Source organism: Terriglobia bacterium (assembly GCA_032252755.1).
GTDB lineage: Bacteria > Acidobacteriota > Terriglobia > Terriglobales > Acidobacteriaceae > JAVUPY01.
In genome coordinates this window covers 15,881-27,978 of the sequence record JAVUPY010000076.1, presented here as the reverse complement: position 1 = coordinate 27,978, position 12,098 = coordinate 15,881, and the positions used below count along the sequence as shown (strand labels likewise).

The window sequence follows — 12,098 nt, the reverse complement described above, 5'->3', positions numbered from 1 at the left end:
ACCCGAGTTTTCTTCTTTATTTTTGGATGATCTTAAACGCTCCGGAATTCCGGTGATAAGACGTTGATAGTTCGTGAGGCGTTCGCCGAGGATGACCACACCCTTGGAAGTGATTTCATATTCGCGAATATCCTTGGCATGGTTGCCCCCGCGCATCTTGATCACGACCATAATCTTGCGAAGTTGCCCATTGATGGACACGTACCGAAGCCGGATGATGTCATCGGTGAGAAAGGAAATCGAATAAGTGCTGAACGGGAACTCGGTAAACGATTCATCCACCTCCACGGTACTAACGATCGTCACCCCGATCCCCGTCAACGCGAAGATCATCCGGTAAAGCGATTCGCGAAAGTCGGCGCGGAAGCCGGGCGACAGCGCCATCTCAAAGCCCGCCAGTGAATCGATCACCAGTCGCTTGGCACCAATCTTCTGGACCGCGTCGAGAATCGAGTGCATGGATTCATCCACCGAGAGATCAAGCGGACGGAGGTAGAGGATTGCGAGTTTCCCGTCGTCCTGCGGTGTTACTAAATCCAGGCCAAAACTTTCCGCCCGCTCGGCGTAAGCTTGTGGTCGTTCTTCAAAGACTGCCACAATGCCTGGTTCGCCCTGGCGAATGCCTTCCGCAATGAATTGAGTCGCCAAGACCGATTTTCCGGTTCCCGAAGATCCTGCCACCAAAACGCTGTCGCCTTCGGGAATGCCGCCACCCAGCATCTTGTCCAAGTCCGGAATACCGAAGGAAAGGCGCCTCTGGCCCGTTAGTTTTTTTGCGTTCCGCGTCAGTCCAAAAGTACGTGAGAAGGCATGGAGCCCGGCACTCGTGATGCGAAAAGTGTGTAGCCCAGGTACGGAAGCTTGGCCTCGCAGTTTTACAATCTGCAGCTTGCGCACAATGGAATTTCGCTCGGCTGCCTGGCTCAGCCAGAACAGGCCATCGGCGACGGTGAAAATAGGATTATCCCGCAGCTCATCTTCCGCATATTCACCGATAAGAAAAGTCGTTGCTTGCCAACTCGCCAGGAATAAAGCTAACCGCTGAATGAACGATTGCAACTCCATTTCGCTGAGCCCCGTTGGCGGTTTCCGTACCATGGTTCGGAAGGAGTCCACTACCACCACGGCGGCGTTTGATTCTTCAACTTGTTTGGTAATCTCCTCCAAGACCGCACCCAAGTCCTTCTCCAGAACGACTTGACTCAGGTTGACGAAGCGGATGGAGTTGAGCAATTTGTTCGGGTCGAAAAAAGTGTACTGCTGCTGGTAGCGCAGCATTTTTATGGCGGATTCGCCGAGGACAGTGAAATAGAGCGCGGGGCGCTCCGGTGTCGCATTGGCAAATACGAATTGGTGGGCGAGCGTGGTCTTGCCGCTTCCCGGGGCGCCGGCGATAATGTTAAAAGAGAACTCGGGAAGACCGCCGCCAACGATTTCATCGAGGCCCGGTACTCCGGTTGGCAGTTTGTTTATGGTCACTTTATCTTTTGTGCTCACGCTTTTCTCCCGCCACCCAATTGCATGTCATCGAATGCCGTATCCGGCCACATACCCTGCATTAATCGCGTCGTTAAAGCTTCACCAATGAAGGTAAGAAGCAGCCCCAGTAACCGGGCAATGAAGATAGCTCCATCCTCCGCTGTCTGATCCTTGTGCGTTTTCAAATCAAGGTCGCCCAGGCCCTCCAGGCGTCCATCCGAAGTGACCTGCACCACGCTAAAACTGGGAGCGTCTGACTTGGCTAGCGTCAAGGCACGAGAAGCGAGCAACTGAAACCCGGTAACTCCCGCGAGCTCACATAAATCCCGGCGTAGCTTTTCATAGACGCGCAGAGTTGCAGACTCAGAGTTCTCACCAGCAACCGTCTCGTAGGCAAGAAGTCGCCGAGCCAAATTTAATGTCTCGGGCGGAATCGTTACTCGCTTTGCCATGGATGAAAATTCGCGGCTCGCTTTTGGCTGTGAGGCGTTGATCCAGTCATGTTACCCGATTGAGACGCTAACCGGGTACGGAAAGACGCGTTCTGTTAAAGGGGATGGTCGTATGGCTGGCATTGGCCGTTTTGCCTTGTAAAAACTCTGCCGATGTTCCTGGGTAACGATCGGGGACAAGCTCACATGACAAAGAGTCCCGTCTTTTCATTCGGCAGAGTTTTACGCAGACTGTCAGACTTGTCTCGGATGTGAACGAGTACTTCCAATAGGCTCGCCGTATTGGTGATACTCCCTGAGATACTCATCAGTGCATCTTCCACGACGGGATGCTGGTCGGCCAACGACTTAAGCCGCTCGCTCGCGTCCTTGAGTCGGTTGGCTTCTTGCAGAATGGTCTCAAACGGCGCGGATCTACCCGATTTCGCTACGACAGTAAGATGAGGAGCCAGATCCTGCACTAGTCGCAACGTCAAAGCTTCCCCAATGATGCTGAGTAACAGCCCGAGTAACTGGGCAAGGAGAATAACTGCTCCTTCGTGCGCCTGGTCGGTGCCAATCTGCGGTGCAAGTTCACTAAGCCCCTGCAAGTGTCCATCTGCGGTGACTTGGACTTTGCTCAGGCCGGGAGCCTCCGCTTTAGCCAGCGTCAATGCACGAGAAAGTAGCGCCTGACAACCAACAACTCCCGCGAGTGCACATAAATGTTGGCGCAGCTTTTCATAAACTCGAACGGTCGCGGCCCCAGTCGGCCCGGAGGGCTCGCCCTCAACGTTTTCGAATGTAAGAATCCGCCGAGACAAATCCAGGGTTTCTGGAGGAGGCATCATTTCCGTTACCCGTAAAGGATGCGGGGCCCGTGCTTGGACACGGGCCGAATATCAACATTTTATTCCCTTTGGGGCTACCTCAGATAGGGGTGTTAGCATTCGGCGGTGCTATTTGTTCGCACCACCGCCACGAGACCTGCGCTGCGTGACTCTGATATGCAATTCCTTATGTCAAATCTCGTCTTATGGGCCGAGCATTTCGGAACGATCCCCTGCAATAGGAAGTTCGAGGCGTCGCCAACTCATCAGTGATTCATAAAAGGGGATGCGACCCGTTCAATATGCCTACGGGTGGACTCAAAGTTCAGTACTTGTAATCAGTCGATCCGTCTCTTTTGGAATGTGTGCAATGTTGCACAGCCAGAAGTGATCTTTTAGGGCAGAGTAGCTGATTAGTTGTGGGGCTCAGGGCCAATATGGGGGAGCGACCGCACTCCTGGTATAAATGCGGCCGGTCCCCTTTTTAGCCCTGGCTGAAAGGGCCAAAGGGCCCTTCAGCGAATACCTTGACCGCATGCAGGAACTGGCGTGTCCGGAAGGCTTTGTTCAATGAACACCGCGTATCTGCCCGACCTCACCGCAAGCACAATCTCTGCAATCATGAAAGCGCTCGTCTACCACGGTCCTGGTAAATATGCGTGGGAGAACAAGCCACGTCCTACCATCCAGCATAGTAACGATGCCATAGTGCGGGTCTCCACCTCGACGATCTGCGGAACGGATCTCCATATCCTCAAAGGAGACCTCCCGTCCGTAAGCGAGAACCGCATCCTCGGCCACGAAGGTATTGGTGTTGTCGAGGAGGTGGGAAGCACCGTCTCCGAGTTTCACGTTGGCGACAAGGTGATTATTTCGTGCGTTACAGCATGTCTGAAGTGCGGTTCCTGCAGGAAGGGTATGTATTCTCACTGCAGGCATGGCGGGTGGGTTTTGGGCAATACTCTCGATGGAACCCAGGCCGAGTACGTGCGAATCCCGTACGCTGATGGGAGCCTCTACCATTTACCGCCTGGAGCGGATGAAGAAGCTTTCGTAATGCTCAGCGACATACTGCCGACTGGCTTTGAGTGTGGCGTTTTGAATGGGCAGGTGAAGCCTGGGGATACTATCGCCATCGTTGGCGCGGGGCCTGTTGGAATTGCTGTGCTTCTAACAGCTCAATTTTATTCACCAGCAGCGATCTTCATGATTGACCTGGATGATAAGCGCTTGGCGGTCGCAAAACAGTTTGGGGCAACCGCTCTGATTAACAGCGCTGACGGACGCGCCGTCCATCATGTCATGGAGCTTACTGAGGGGGCGGGCGTCGACGTCGCTATAGAGGCAGTTGGAATTCCTGCCACCTTCGAGATTTGCCAAGGGATGGTCGCAGCCGGCGGACGGATCGCGAATGTTGGCGTCCATGCCAAGCCAGTGTACCTGCACTTGGAAACTCTCTGGGACCGCAACATCTCGATCACGACGCGGCTGGTCGATACGATCACAACCCCTGTGCTACTGAAGATTGTGGAGTCGGGGAAGCTGCAGCCGCACAAACTCGTGACTCATCGCTTCGCGATGGATGACATCATGAAGGCCTACGATGTATTTGGAAGCGCAGCCAGGGAAGGGACCCTTAAAGTGGTTCTCAAGAATGACGGAAAGAAAACGGCCGCCAGCGTTTCTCCCCATTTGGCCTAAGGGTTTTGAGAACCCCCTTGGCATGAGTTAAGGCAAACGGGCGAAAACATAGAGCTTGTGAAGAGGTAGTGGCCCGTCCTAGTCCTGGCTTCGGATTGGACGTGTTGGAAGCAAATTGCCGCGTTATTGAGGAAGCTGGTCAACTGAGCGGGATTCTGGAAATGCGATCCAAGACAGCTATACCGGGACCCTGGCTGCTGATGTTCGTTTTCTTGGTGACGCTTGCCTGTTGGTCGCAGGGACCTTCATCCACCGCTGACATCAAATCTCCCGATCTGAACCTGATAATTAAACATCTGGAGTATGTCCAGCACCAAGACGCCGCCCGATCACGACCATGTGAGGTGACGCGAGAATACAGAGTTTTCCGCGGCGATGATAGGCAACCTACATCCGAGGTCGTGGCGCAGATCAACTTCGTCCCACCCGACAAGAAGACCTACAAAAATCACTCAGACGCGAGGGAACTCGAGAGGAGCAAAGATAGTTCGGCAGCTTTTAGACCGGGAAACCAAGTCGGCGAAGACCGGACACGGTAGTGAGGTTAGTCGGACTAATTATGACTTTGTCTTTCTTAGAAAAGAGAACTTCGGCGTGGTTCCTGAGTACGTTTTGCGGATCGTCCCGAAGCGGAAGGATAAATACCTTTTACGTGGGCAGATATGGGTAGATGCAAACACTTTCCGTATCCGCCGAATGGAAGTTGACGAGCGGGGAGTCCAGCCGACTCCCCGTTTCCTTTTGCAGAAATTCATTCGCATTTCTCAGCAATTTCATTTAGCCTTGTGCCCCCCCCCCGACTGCGCCAATTGGTTTTCATCGCCTCTTAGTCACGTCAGCCGGGTTCTGTTTGCTCTCGGGTTTCTCTTACGAGGCCGAGTGAGGTACGTCACAATCGCGTCGCGAAGTAATTTCCTAATCGCGGCATAGCAGTCGCTTACGCCCAAAAACCATGAAAATCAGCGAGCATCTTGATCGCCTCGGCCTACTTTTTCCGTGACAATAACCAACCGAAGAAACCTCCCGCAAGCAGACCAATCGCCAACGTCCCCACCATAGTTTCCACTGGATGACGCTTAACACGTTGGGCCGTATCGTCCATGAGTTCTTCAGCCAGATCGCCACTACGTTTGACAGCAAGACGAATGACAGCTACACCATCGTCAATCGCTTCTGCCATGGAAGATGTAGCGTGTGAAAGTTTCCGGATTGATTCCGCCACCTGCTCGTCGGCTTTTTCCAAAACAGTCATAAGAAGCTCCTATGTACTTCGAAACCGCACTCAGTCCCGGAGAGGCTTGTCGAAGTTAGCTTCGTGTCTCAAATCCTTGTACTGTGATCTCAGACACGAAGCCAAACACGATTCACTAAGCAGCGACCGTCTTCATTCGCTTTCCGGTGATTTCTGACTCAGCTTGTAGCCAGTCGTCGCAATCATGCCCGTCTTCTCGTCCATGTTGTTCGTAGAGTTCGTATGCACGTTCACGGATTCTCTCTTGCAGCTCCGCCGTAGGTTCAATCGATGAGTTTCGAGTTTTGGTGGAGGATGGTGGATTGGGGAAAGTCTTCATGGTTCCTCCTGTATTCACCGGAATATGCGGAAGCATCCCAAGTATTATCCGCTTGTCCGGAAGGCAAAACTATGGGAGCGCTGAGTAAATCGAGAGTCGCCGGTTTCAGGAGTGTGCAAGTTTGACCAGTCGCACATCGTGCGCAAGTCGTACCATCCCGCCTGTGAGGCAAGTTCTCAACTCCCTTGGAGGCTAATAATGAAACTCAAGATCGTGACTGGGCTTATTGCGTTGTTCATGTTTGCGGGCGCGGCCGAACTGGCAACTGCGCAGGACACCACAAAAACCACTCACAAGAAAACGCGAACGCTCACCGGCTGTCTTCAGAAAGGCGAAGATGCCAATGAATTCAAGTTTACCGCGAAAGACGGAGGCACATGGGAGATCAAGAGCGACAGCGTCAAACTCGACGAACATGTCGGTCATACGGTCAAGATTGTAGGCGTAGTGTCAAATGCCATGGCGCACGGGATGAAGGAAGACACGAAGGAGGAGATGAAAGAGCATGGCATGGATAAACACGCGAAAGAGAGCGGTCACATGACGGTCACGAATTTGACTATGGTCAGTGACACTTGCCAGCAGTAACCCTGGATCGTGCATGATAGATATGACGGTGTTCGCGGTTACAAGACATCAAGTTTAGCAGTTCCCATGATGGCAGCTCGGTGGGATGCCCTAGCCCTGGTCGCCTGGAGGACAGGAGTACGCCGTAGCATACGCTAGTGTTCTCGGGATGGAAATTCCTGGCCGGCGTGCTTCCTGGAGGCGGTCAGTCGGAGCCGTTCAAGGCTTCGAGCTCTCGCAATGACGGCCCGAGAGTCCTGACCGACAACATGTGCACCAAGAAGCACATGATGCCCAGCAAACCGAACGCCGACTGCGTACGCGATTGCGTTAAGCACGGCGCGAGAACGTCGTCGTTGCCGAAGGTAAGATGATCGAACTTCGAGGGAAATCGGAGCAACTCACCGACCTAGCAGGCGAGAAGGTCAAAGTAACAGGTGATAGCAGTGGCATGGTTTTGACGATCTCGTCGATGGCCACGACCCAATAGCGCTGGTGCCGAGGCCGCGTGTTTCGGCACGTAGCGCCATGCGTGAAAAGCAGGAGAACAGTTCACGTTTAGTCATTGCCGTGCGACTTGGCTTGAGCCTTGAACTGTTGCGGAGCTTGATCAGGTCGCGGACAAATTACAGAAGAAGCAGCCTCGGAAGGCAGGGTCCGGCAGGGTCAGAAAGCGTTGCATATCAGGGCCCGCAGGTGCTTCGCAACAGAGCACGCAATCGGAGTGTCTTTGTCACGTCCGCGGATTTCGATCTGCTCACTCAACAAGGCATGATGGCAGTGGGCATCTATGAGTTACAAAGAGATATTTCAGGTCAACTCGGTTTCGATACCTCTTGTTTTCGATGCAACGCTATCGACCTACCGAGCTTCGACTTAGCGGGATCTGTGGCCGCCCGGAGATGCAAGGCGTTAATATTCCTTGTGGCAGATGCGGGTCGCGAGCTCGAGGCTGCACCTACGCGCTTCAAACAGTTTAGTGCTTGGCGTCAGAGAGTCTGTAATCTTGATTCGCTTGGCCCCCCTCTACTCAAGTATGCCACCTCTGCGGGAGGTGTGCTTCGGCTGCATGCCGTGGGTGCCCGGCTCCATCTCAATCTAATTGGTGAACACTATTTTGCAAAGTACTGCCGGATTTTCGCCGCAATTTGACGATCAGTCATCTTGTCAACAGTTTCAACACTGACGATGCGCCCCCCGAGTCTGTCTTCCACGAGACGTTCCTTCAGCTCGCCTTTGGCCTCACCAGGCCCAAATATCAGAATAGATTCTGCATCGCGAATGCTTGCAATCACCGCATCGTAGTAAATGTTGAGATGTCCCGTTAACTTTCTTTGGCGGCTATCATCTGCTGGTACTTGCTGCGATTCATAGGGAGTCGTAGAACGTGCACCACCAAAACGTCCGAGTTGTTTGTCAATCTTTGATATTACGAGCCTCGTTGCCTCCCCTCGGTCCGTAACAGCCATGATCACAGCTTTCCTATGGTCAATCCACAAACCCACCTTTACGCTCATCGATTTATCCTTCGCCTACTAGATCGGCACGTGTCTCGGTTTCCTCTAACGACGCTGAAGTGGCGTCGGCGTAATCCTTAAAACTTTTGTTTCGCGCGAGTCGCACACCTCTCTTCCTTGCTGATCGAACAACTGCGATTTTAAACCTCGGGATGAGTGAGTTCTGTGACCGCAAGCCAAAGGCCAACGATCGCTGGCGACGAATTGAAGCAGCAACACGCGGATATTCAGAGGCAGAGAGGGGGGCAAGACCTGGCAGCGGGTCTGAAGAGACTGAATTGTGCGCTCGAAGCTTAGTAGGCTTGTTTTTATGCGACCTTACCGTGCGCTTTCGCCTCGAGCGTCTTCTCGCGACCAACATTAACTTTGATCTGCCTTGGTGTTGCCTCAGCCTTCTTGGCGAGGTTGATTTTCAACACACCCTTGTCATAGTCGGCGCTCACCTGCCCTGAATCTACAAACCCGGGCAGCGTGAATGAGCGGGTGAAGCTTCCATACTCCTGCTCAACGCGGCGGAGATCTTGCGCTCGCCATGGATGGTGAGACTGTTGCCCTGGATGCGGACATCAATGTCTCTCTCGTCAATGCCCGGGACTTCGAGTTTCAAAGTAATGTTGTGCTCATCTTCGTAGATGTCCACTGGTGGTGCGAAGCTGGTGGATGTTAGTGCCTCTTCCGGCCCTTCGGGGCTATACGACCCCCTGAAGAGACGGTTCATGCGGAAATACGGTCTTGCATAGTGGAAAACTCACGGAAAGGCTCCCAACGGGTCAATAGTGTCATAACGTTATTCCTCCTTCTGAGCGAGGAGTTCCCCGCGGCGCGCACCGACGCCGTCAAGCGCGGCTTTGCCATCTCCCTACTGACCTGAGAGAACATCCTCGTACGGGATCTTGCGGTCGGACTTTTCCTTTTCCTGGTAACCATCATTTCACTCAGTTCAACCCCACTCAGCGCCGCAGTGAAGTGCTCGTTTACGCGGCGACACCTCGGTCCCAAGTTTTCAGGAGCGATGAAGTAATGTCTAAAGGTAAGCACTCAACCCGACCGTCTTCTGAGCCAGAGCGCTCACATTCGCACTCGTGTGGCTGGGCGATTTGCACGAGGGATTTCATTTAGTACGGTTTTCACGTGTCTGTAGCAATATTGCGCCCGACCGCAACGGTTCCTTTCTTTCGAACATCGATGTCACAGTAGCTGGCGACTCCTCTGTGCTCAAAGAACAAGCCGTGCAGCATGGTTACCTGTTGCGCCGAGCGCTGAGGTTACGCTGCTCGTGAACTTCGGGCGCCTTGCCCGAGGAAGTCGAGCAACTCATGGTTAACTTTGCCCGCATGGGTCCAGGTCACACCATGTGGGCCGCCTTCTACCACCACCAGTTTGCTTCCCTTAACAAACTCAGCAGTGCGCTTTCCGGTGGCGGAGATAGGGAGAATCCGGTCGGCGTCACCGTGGATCACCAATGTTGGTATTTCAATTCCTTTAAGGTCGTTGCGGAAATCGATCAACCACGCCGAGACGCAATCCAGAGTGCCCTTGGGCGACGCCCCGGCCGCGATGTTCCAACTGAACTGAACTGCTTGATCGCTAATCAGAGTCCCACCCAAGGTGTCCACGTTGTAGAAACTTGAAAGAAACTGAGAAAGAAAAGCCGGGCGGTCATCGACGATCGCTTTCTTGATCCCATCAAAAACACTACCGTCAACACCATCAGGATTGTCACTCGTTTTTAGGAGAAATGGCGGGATCGAGGAAATGAACACCGCTTTGCTCACGCGGTCGGTTCCGTAGGTACCCAGATACCGAGCCACTTCGCCGCCGCCCATGGAAAAACCCACCAATGAGACTTCACGAAGTTCGAGCTTTGTCACAAGTTTCTGCAGATCTTGCGCGAAGGTGTCATAGTCGTAGCCCGAAGTTGGCTTACTGGAGTCGCCAAATCCCCTTCGGTCGTAGGTGATGACGCGGTACCCTGCATCGAGCAGGGCGGGGACCTGCTTCTCCCAGGAACGGCCGCTCAACGGCCACCCGTGGACCAGTACAACGGGTTTACCCGTACCGTGGTCCTCATAGTAGAGATCGATGTTGCCCGAGTTTTCCTGACCGACCTTGATATATGGCATGGAAAGTCTCCTTGTCTGTCTCTGGTTGATGACGAGCGGCCTCGTTGCGCATGTATCCGCCTGATGAACATCTTTACCTGCGCCGCGATGTGTCTCTGTTCGAGTTGGGGGTTAGCGACTGAACTTGAATGACGGAGCGCGCTGCCTCGTCTGAAACCTCTAGAGAGAACCGCGAAGACAATCATCCATGGAGCATTGCGACAAGACTGGTCAACATTGCACACTCTCTCATTTGGTTAGATCTCTTGCCTGTGCGCCTAACGAGCGGACCACACATTGTCGTAGGCATCACAGATGTCTGTACTTGTTTGAGGAAGGCCAGCTAATACGGAAATGCCGGCGTCTTCGACACCGAGAAGCAAGAAGTACAAAATCCTCTTCGTGGCGCGTATTCCCAAACTAGAACTCTCACTCCAGATTTTCGTTAGCTGAGCAATTGTGAACAGATCAGCTCCAAGCCTCAGCGTACTCTTCCTCTCGTCGCGCGGTTTCTTGATGTGAGTTCTCGTCGTTTGACGAGGCACGCCCAAGGAGTTTGCAGTTCGGCGGATTGCGTCTGCATTAAAGTTCAAAAACGGTTTGGGGCTCGAACGGCTCATGGCGCCGACGACTTGGGCCTCTCGGTGGATTCATTCCTTATGGCTCATGAAAGGAGAGCTATGAAAACACTAAAACTATTCTTCTTAGGATTGCTCGTGCTGCTAGCAGTCGTGGCCCTTGTAGGCTGCTCGCAGAGGGCCACGCAATCACCCGATGTTTCTGACAGCATCCGCAAATCGCTCGATCAAGCCGGCCTCAAAGACGTCTCCGTAAGTCAGGATCGCGATAAGGGTGTAGTGACCTTGGGCGGACACGTGGCCGCCGAGGCGGACAAGTCACAGGCCGAATCGATTGCAAAGTCGATTGCGGTTGGGCAGGTTGTCGCGAATGAGATAGCCGTGACGCCTCCCGGCGCCGAAAGCGAAGCAAAGGCGGTGAGCTCTGATCTCGACCAGGGTATCGAGAAGAACTTGCACGCTGCGCTCACCCAAAACCGGCTGCAGAAGATTGTTAAATATGATGTCAAGAATGGTGTAGTCACGCTCACCGGAGAGGTCAACTCCCAATCCAAGCGGGCGGATGCTGAACAGATCGCTTCTGCAGTTCCAAATGTAAAGCAGGTAGTGAACAGCCTACAGATCAAGAACCAAAAGGCCAGTTCGTCGCAATGAGAGCTATCGGAGTCATCGCGTTCTGAATCAAACGCTGCTCCAGTCCATTATGGAAATTTAGTCAATACAGATTAGTCGCAGAAAAAGGAGAACAAGATGAAAGCGGGCATCAAAGACGAACTAAAGGGTAAGGCGCACCAGGTGAAGGGCGCTATCAAAGAGACGGCCGGTAAGGTAATTAACAATCCGAGACTCGAAGCCAAAGGCCACCATGAAAGGGTAGCTGGAAAGGTTCAAAAGAAAATCGGACAGGTTGAGAAAGTCTTCGAGAAGTAAGGCTCAAACAAAGCTACTTGATCGCTTAGTTTGGGCAGAAACCCGGCGGACAATCAGCGTGGCGCTCGGAATTCTGTATTGATGCGGACCACATAAATCAGTCGCTCCGTGCCGCCCCATTAATCGCCTGAGTCGCTTGCAGACAACGTAACCGACAACAGAAAACCCCGAAAAGGAGAAATAAAATGCCAGATAAAGAAAATCTCAACCCACAGCATATCGATCCACAGAAGCCCGCTCCGGAGCAGAAACCCACAAACCAGCCGAACCAGCCAGTGCAACAGAAACCGCAGGTCCCGGTTGGACAGCCCAAGAGTCCGCAGTCGGAACCTGAGAAACACGATCAAGAAAAGAAGAAGGCTTAGGGTGCAGTGGACTTAGACCGGTGAAAT

12 protein-coding genes and 1 pseudogene are annotated in these 12,098 nt (G+C 53.2%); 5 read left to right on the top strand and 8 right to left on the bottom strand.

The window, feature by feature from the left end; all coding sequences use genetic code 11:
• The 3 genes from ROO76_19550 to ROO76_19540 form a co-directional block, all read right to left on the bottom strand.
• Window positions 1-1,479, bottom strand: a 1,479-nt coding sequence (locus tag ROO76_19550; GenBank protein ID MDT8070368.1) for an ATPase domain-containing protein, incomplete at its 3' end; no start/stop codon positions are given.
• Window positions 1,480-1,493: 14 nt separating this feature from the next.
• Window positions 1,494-1,931 carry a hypothetical protein gene (locus ROO76_19545; protein MDT8070367.1) on the bottom strand — a complete coding sequence of 146 codons (438 nt, stop codon included), beginning with the start codon at window positions 1,929-1,931 and terminating at the stop codon, window positions 1,494-1,496.
• Between the two features lie 182 nt (window positions 1,932-2,113).
• Window positions 2,114-2,761: a hypothetical protein gene (locus ROO76_19540; protein MDT8070366.1), complete on the bottom strand. Its 648-nt coding sequence runs from the start codon at window positions 2,759-2,761 to the stop codon at window positions 2,114-2,116.
• A 600-nt stretch (window positions 2,762-3,361) separates the two neighbouring features.
• Here ROO76_19540 and ROO76_19535 point away from each other — a divergent pair.
• Entirely contained in the window at window positions 3,362-4,441 is a 1,080-nt protein-coding gene (locus ROO76_19535; protein ID MDT8070365.1) for a zinc-dependent alcohol dehydrogenase family protein, read from the top strand.
• A 985-nt stretch (window positions 4,442-5,426) separates the two neighbouring features.
• Here the strand turns inward: ROO76_19535 and ROO76_19530 are convergent.
• Window positions 5,427-5,693, bottom strand: a complete 267-nt coding sequence (locus ROO76_19530; GenBank protein ID MDT8070364.1) for a hypothetical protein — start codon at window positions 5,691-5,693, stop codon at window positions 5,427-5,429.
• A gap of 115 nt (window positions 5,694-5,808) precedes the next feature.
• On the bottom strand, window positions 5,809-6,012 hold the full coding sequence (locus ROO76_19525) for a DUF2934 domain-containing protein (protein MDT8070363.1): 204 nt from the start codon (window positions 6,010-6,012) through the stop codon (window positions 5,809-5,811).
• A 198-nt stretch (window positions 6,013-6,210) separates the two neighbouring features.
• Here ROO76_19525 and ROO76_19520 point away from each other — a divergent pair, with 198 nt between their 5' ends.
• Complete coding sequence (locus tag ROO76_19520) at window positions 6,211-6,600, top strand: hypothetical protein (protein MDT8070362.1); 390 nt, start codon at window positions 6,211-6,213, stop codon at window positions 6,598-6,600.
• Window positions 6,601-7,691: 1,091 nt separating this feature from the next.
• Here the strand turns inward: ROO76_19520 and ROO76_19515 are convergent.
• From ROO76_19515 to ROO76_19505, 3 genes and pseudogenes are all read right to left on the bottom strand, one after another.
• Window positions 7,692-8,096 (bottom strand): hypothetical protein, encoded by a 405-nt coding sequence (locus ROO76_19515; GenBank protein MDT8070361.1) that lies wholly within the window; start codon window positions 8,094-8,096, stop codon window positions 7,692-7,694.
• 308 nt (window positions 8,097-8,404) lie between these two features.
• A pseudogene (locus ROO76_19510) lies at window positions 8,405-8,814 on the bottom strand (Hsp20/alpha crystallin family protein).
• A gap of 547 nt (window positions 8,815-9,361) precedes the next feature.
• Window positions 9,362-10,219 (bottom strand): alpha/beta hydrolase, encoded by an 858-nt coding sequence (locus tag ROO76_19505; protein ID MDT8070360.1) that lies wholly within the window; start codon window positions 10,217-10,219, stop codon window positions 9,362-9,364.
• Window positions 10,220-10,878: 659 nt separating this feature from the next.
• On the opposite strand from ROO76_19505, the gene ROO76_19500 reads away from it, so the two are divergent.
• From ROO76_19500 to ROO76_19490, 3 genes are all read left to right on the top strand, one after another.
• Entirely contained in the window at window positions 10,879-11,430 is a 552-nt protein-coding gene (locus ROO76_19500) for a BON domain-containing protein (GenBank protein ID MDT8070359.1), read from the top strand.
• Between the two features lie 96 nt (window positions 11,431-11,526).
• Window positions 11,527-11,706 (top strand): CsbD family protein, encoded by a 180-nt coding sequence (locus ROO76_19495; GenBank protein MDT8070358.1) that lies wholly within the window; start codon window positions 11,527-11,529, stop codon window positions 11,704-11,706.
• A gap of 185 nt (window positions 11,707-11,891) precedes the next feature.
• Window positions 11,892-12,071 carry a hypothetical protein gene (locus ROO76_19490; GenBank protein MDT8070357.1) on the top strand — a complete coding sequence of 60 codons (180 nt, stop codon included), beginning with the start codon at window positions 11,892-11,894 and terminating at the stop codon, window positions 12,069-12,071.
• Window positions 12,072-12,098: the final 27 nt, after the last annotated feature.

Bases quoted from the DNA above. Each gene is read 5' to 3' on its own strand.
- ROO76_19545 (MDT8070367.1), bottom strand. From the start codon at position 1,931: ATGGCAAAGCGAGTAACGATTCCGCCCGAGACATTAAATTTGGCTCGG.
- ROO76_19530 (MDT8070364.1), bottom strand. From the start codon at position 5,693: ATGACTGTTTTGGAAAAAGCCGACGAGCAGGTGGCGGAATCAATCCGG.
- ROO76_19505 (MDT8070360.1), bottom strand. From the start codon at position 10,219: ATGCCATATATCAAGGTCGGTCAGGAAAACTCGGGCAACATCGATCTC.
- ROO76_19540 (MDT8070366.1), bottom strand. From the start codon at position 2,761: ATGATGCCTCCTCCAGAAACCCTGGATTTGTCTCGGCGGATTCTTACA.
- ROO76_19525 (MDT8070363.1), bottom strand. From the start codon at position 6,012: ATGAAGACTTTCCCCAATCCACCATCCTCCACCAAAACTCGAAACTCA.
- ROO76_19515 (MDT8070361.1), bottom strand. From the start codon at position 8,096: ATGAGCGTAAAGGTGGGTTTGTGGATTGACCATAGGAAAGCTGTGATC.
- ROO76_19490 (MDT8070357.1), top strand. From the start codon at position 11,892: ATGCCAGATAAAGAAAATCTCAACCCACAGCATATCGATCCACAGAAG.
- ROO76_19495 (MDT8070358.1), top strand. From the start codon at position 11,527: ATGAAAGCGGGCATCAAAGACGAACTAAAGGGTAAGGCGCACCAGGTG.
- ROO76_19520 (MDT8070362.1), top strand. From the start codon at position 6,211: ATGAAACTCAAGATCGTGACTGGGCTTATTGCGTTGTTCATGTTTGCG.
- ROO76_19500 (MDT8070359.1), top strand. From the start codon at position 10,879: ATGAAAACACTAAAACTATTCTTCTTAGGATTGCTCGTGCTGCTAGCA.
- ROO76_19535 (MDT8070365.1), top strand. From the start codon at position 3,362: ATGAAAGCGCTCGTCTACCACGGTCCTGGTAAATATGCGTGGGAGAAC.